The sequence below is a fragment of the Streptomyces sp. NPDC045701 genome, assembly GCF_056432045.1.
In genome coordinates this window covers 1-4,259 of sequence record NZ_JBWKJV010000129.1, presented here as the reverse complement: position 1 = coordinate 4,259, position 4,259 = coordinate 1, and the positions used below count along the sequence as shown (strand labels likewise).

The following is a 4,259-nucleotide window of genomic DNA, read 5'->3' as shown; positions in this document are numbered from 1 at the left end:
CGGCGGCGGCGCCCTAGCCGTCGGCATCGCCCTCGCTGGCGCCGCCCTCGACGGCGCCAGCGCCGCCCTCGACATCGCCGCCCTCGCAACCGGACAAGACCAGCTCACCGACGACCTCAACGTCGCCTCCATGGCGATCGGAGCCGTCGGCATCCTCCTCGGAGGCGGCGCCGCCATCGGCGCCAAAGCCGCCAAAGCCGCCAAAGCTGTCACAGCAACCACAGCAGCCGTACCAGACGGAGCCGTTACCCTGTCGGCTATCGCGGGCAAGGCCGGCTATCCGGAATTGGCCGTGAAGGGTCGAAAAAATGGCGAGGGTCTGAAATATGACGTGGGGTCGGGAAACAGTCGCAATGCGCGCGAATGGGCGGCATCCTTTAACCTGACCACAAAACCGCAATATCATGGCACAAATCCAGAAGCAGCCGAATCAATCGGAATGTCTAAAAAATTTATTTTGCCAAAAAAGACGAGCCATGGCCGCGTTTATGGTGAAGGGGTATATACAACCCCAAACCGGCACATTGCAAGAATGTTTGGGCAAATGACTGTCGTCGCCCGATGGCCCGATCAGATGGATTCCAGGCTCGTGATTAAGGTACGAAAGGGGGTGGCGTACACCTCTAGTAAAATCGAAAACGATAAGGTGCAGCTTGCCCAGCATAGCACCAAGGGTATAGCCGAGGATGCCCATGCGGGGAGATTCTCGTCTGGACAGTTGAAAGGGAAGAAGTATGAGGGATACTATGTAAAAGAACAGAGATATCTTATTACGTTCAACCCCAAAAATCTCGAGGTGCAAAAGGTTGGGCCATTCGATATGCTGACAAGCGACGGGTGACCGGCTCTATCGAGGTGAGAGCGCGCACACATGGCTAAGTCTGAAGTCTTGCTAGCGCCCACCGCACCCAGACCAGGGCACCGTGCAGGCACGCCTCGACTCTCTCGGCAGTGATCTCGTGGAAACAGGACGACCGTGCCCCGTCCCGAAGCGGTTGCGCAGTTCACGAAGCTGCGATGCCGTCTTCTTCGCCGAGTCCGCGGTCTGTCGTAGCGGTCGCCCAGACGGTCTCCCACCGTCGAACGGTACGTAAAGGACCAGATCAAGAAGCCCCGCCCCGGACTCGCCGCGCGCATGGAGCGCGAGGTGAAGAAGCGGTGGCAGCCCCTGATCCGGGCCAGGGCGAAGGCGGCGAGCACGGGCGGTATCGTCATCGACGCCCGCGCGCATGGGCTACACCGCGCCGATCGGGTCGACGGACCAGGACCGCATCCGGCACCTGACCGTCTCCCTGCCGCCCGTCTACGCCGCCCGCCTCTTCGACGCCCAGGAGCAGGGGGCCAGCGACGCGCCGCCTCCAGGAGATCGCCGCCGAAGCCCTCAAGGAGGTGTACTTCCAGGACGGCGGCCGCCGCGCCGGCTCCCTGGAGGAGGTCCGGTTCACGGACACCGAGCACCTCGAGTTCGAGCTGTAGCAGCCGCGCCCCGAACAGGCCCGAGAGCCCCGGACCGCATCGGTCCGGGGCTCGCTCGCGTATCCGCGGGGGGTCGGATGTTCATCACGCGTACCGTGCCCAACGCCGCCCGGGCGCCGCCGGTTACGGCTCGCCGAAGCCGTGTTCGTCACGCCGCTCGTTCAGCCCGCCCTCACCCCTGCGTCTGGCCAGCTCAAAGTGAGGATGGAAAAGCCTCAGTGAGCTTCTTCGAGTCGGCCACTGATCGGGTGACAGGCAAGGGCTCGTAACGGACAAGGCTCCCGGACGGTTGAGCGAGAGATCTCACGTCGCAACTCATTCACCAGGGAGCCTTGTTGGTCACCTATCCTGCCGCACTGGACCTTCCGCATGCCCTCGTGGAGTGGGTCACGATGCTGATCGTCACCCGTGAGGGTGACCGCCGGTGCAAGCTGCCGACCTCCCAGCGGGCCCTGATCACGCTCGTATATCTGCGCAAGCACGATACCCTCGCCCAGATCGCCGCCGGGTTCCGGATCAGCGGGAGCACCGCCCACGCCTACGTACACAGCGTGATCACACACCTGGCCTCCCGCGCTCCCTCACTCACCCGCGCGCTGCGGCAGGCACGTCCCGAGTACGTGCTCGTGGACGGCACGCTCGCCGAGTGCGACCGCGTCGGCAACAGCCAGGATGACTACTCCGGCAAGCACCGCAAGCACGGCGTGAACATCCAGGCGGTCACCGGTCCGGTCGGCGAACTCATCTGGTACTCGCCGGCCCTGCCCGGACGGACCGCAGACATCACCGCCGCACGCACCCACAAAATCGTCACCACCTGTGAGCGACTGAAGATCCCCGCCCTCGCGGACAAGGCCTGCCAGGGCGCCGGCGGAACGTTCGCCACACCCGTCAAAAGGCACCGAAGCCGTGAGCTCACGGTCAAAGAGAAGTCCGTCAACCGGGCACACGCCCGACTCCGCTCGCCCGTCGAACGGGCCTTCGCACGACTCAAAGCCTGGCGGATCTTCCGCAAAGCCCGCGTCAGCCCCAACAAGCTCACGTCAATCGTCAAGGCCATCCTCACCCTGGAGAAGCAACGCTGAAGAAGCTCAGTGTCTTCATGAGAGCCCAGTGCCCTCTCCGGTCACGGCGCGGCGGCTTGCGCGGAGGGCAGCGGTGGACTGCAATGCCCTAGTACGTGTCTTTGATCTGAGTTGCCGTCTGACAGGAGGCCACCATGGTGATCACCGACAACCAAAGAATCGATGGACAGCGTCGAGTAATCGAAGAGCACATCAGACGTGAAAACGCCCACGAATGGGACGGTGTGTATGAAACGATGCTGCAAGATGACCGTGCCTACTATGACGTCATGCCGCTCAGCTCTCATTTTCCAGGTTTTGAGGGAGTCAAAGACTTTTATCAGCTCGTTGAAGCGGCCATCCCCGATTTCTTCATTACCGTAACGGGTAGCTGGGATACGCCTGGCGTCTCTTTTCGCGAGGTAACAATTTCGGGATCCCACCGCGGTGAATACTGCGGAGTGAAACCGCAAGGATTTCATGTCTCATGGGAAATGTTCGTCTTGTTCCTCTTCCGAGAGGAAGAGCCATTCAAAATCACTGCGGAACGCATCTACTACGACAACGAAATCCTGCTTCGTCAGATGCGAGGTGAAAAGGGTGCACCTACTGGTATTGGGCTCGCTGAAAGAGCACTGAGGTGATTCCGGTTTGTCCCGTGTCCTCTGCCGATGGAGGACGGCGCCGCTGGCAGGAGCAAACTTTCCTTTCAAGCGCAAACACGGCGTAACCCAACGGAAAACAGAAATCCGCGTTCCTCCGGGGGAGGCGGCCATGCAGCCTATGTCAAGGGTGCGCGCCCTGCGATGTGTCACAGACGCACGCGCAGGCATGGCCGGTCCCGGCGTACCGACAGGTTCAAGACACACACCGCTGGACTTCCTGCTGGTGCGAGGGTGGCGGCGCGGACGGTGAGGGTACCCGCTTTCTCGGGCCGCGGACGGTCGGCGCTGGGGTTCCCGCGCGGGCCGGGCGGCCGGGGCGGCCGGGGCCGGGCCCGCCGCGCCACGGAAAGAGGATCCGCGAGCTGGAGCAGGAGCGGGACATCCTTCGCCGGGCGGCGAAGAATTTCGCCGGGGAGACGCGCTGGTGAACCGCTTCCAGTTCGTCGCTGGCCACCAGCGCCGCTTCGGCGTAAAGCGGTTGTGCCAGGTCCTGGGCACGCCCGCTCCAGCTTCTGCTACTGGTGCAGGACCGCCCGGTCCGCGCGGCCCGGCAGGCCGCCGACGCCCAGCCCGCCGCGAAGATACGCCAGGTGCACCGTGACCCCGGCGGAACCTACGGAGTCGCGGGGATCACCGCCGAGCTCCGTGATGACGGTGAGCACGTGAACCACAAGCGCGTCGCCCGCCTCATGCGCTCCATCGGCCTGGCCGGGCTGCGGCTCCAGAAGAGGCACCGCACCACCGTCCCCGGCCCGGCCACGGTGAAGGCACCCGGCCTGACCGCCCGGGACTTCACCGCGGAGGTCGTGAACACGGAGTACGCCGGTGACATCACGTATCTTCCGCCTGGCGAACGGGACGTTTCTCTGCCTGGCCACGGTCATCGGTCCCGCCTCGCGCCGTCTGGCCAACCGGGCACTCACCGGCCGCATGCGCGCCGGCCCCGCCGTCGACGCCCTGTACTACAGCCGTGCGTGTCTGTTGGGTGCGTGACGCGTTGTTCCGTTCGTGGAGACGGAGCGCGCGGTAGAGGTGTGGTCGGGCTGGTTCGAGG

Annotated in this window: 6 protein-coding genes and 1 pseudogene; 5 read left to right on the top strand and 2 right to left on the bottom strand. The window is 63.9% G+C overall.

Translation table 11 applies throughout. The annotated features are described in order from the left end of the window. Positions 1–841 (top strand): hypothetical protein (locus AC07DW_RS33495; protein ID WP_478861386.1); only part of this gene is annotated, 841 nt, incomplete at its 5' end. A gap of 51 nt (positions 842–892) precedes the next feature. On the opposite strand, the gene AC07DW_RS33490 is transcribed toward AC07DW_RS33495, so the two are convergent. Next, on the bottom strand, positions 893–1,102 hold the full coding sequence (locus AC07DW_RS33490; protein WP_478861388.1) for an abortive infection family protein: 210 nt from the start codon (positions 1,100–1,102) through the stop codon (positions 893–895). On the opposite strand from AC07DW_RS33490, the pseudogene tpg reads away from it, so the two are divergent. The 3 genes and pseudogenes from tpg to AC07DW_RS33475 form a co-directional block, all read left to right on the top strand. Next, a pseudogene (gene tpg / locus AC07DW_RS33485) lies at positions 1,076–1,476 on the top strand (telomere-protecting terminal protein Tpg); the annotation flags it as partial. The gene AC07DW_RS33490 and the pseudogene tpg overlap by 27 nt on opposite strands. A gap of 335 nt (positions 1,477–1,811) precedes the next feature. Further along, on the top strand, positions 1,812–2,561 hold the full coding sequence (locus AC07DW_RS33480; protein ID WP_478861385.1) for a transposase family protein: 750 nt from the start codon (positions 1,812–1,814) through the stop codon (positions 2,559–2,561). Between the two features lie 134 nt (positions 2,562–2,695). Next, the gene (locus AC07DW_RS33475) at positions 2,696–3,184 is read left to right on the top strand and encodes an ester cyclase (protein ID WP_478861384.1); all 489 of its coding nucleotides are present in this window, start codon (positions 2,696–2,698) and stop codon (positions 3,182–3,184) included. A gap of 536 nt (positions 3,185–3,720) precedes the next feature. On the opposite strand, the gene AC07DW_RS33470 is transcribed toward AC07DW_RS33475, so the two are convergent. Then, entirely contained in the window at positions 3,721–3,939 is a 219-nt protein-coding gene (locus tag AC07DW_RS33470; protein ID WP_478861389.1) for a hypothetical protein, read from the bottom strand. On the opposite strand from AC07DW_RS33470, the gene AC07DW_RS33465 reads away from it, so the two are divergent. Beyond that, a partial coding sequence (locus AC07DW_RS33465; protein ID WP_478861387.1) for an IS3 family transposase occupies positions 3,835–4,259 on the top strand: 425 nt, incomplete at its 3' end. The two genes, AC07DW_RS33470 and AC07DW_RS33465, sit on opposite strands and share 105 nt — an antisense overlap.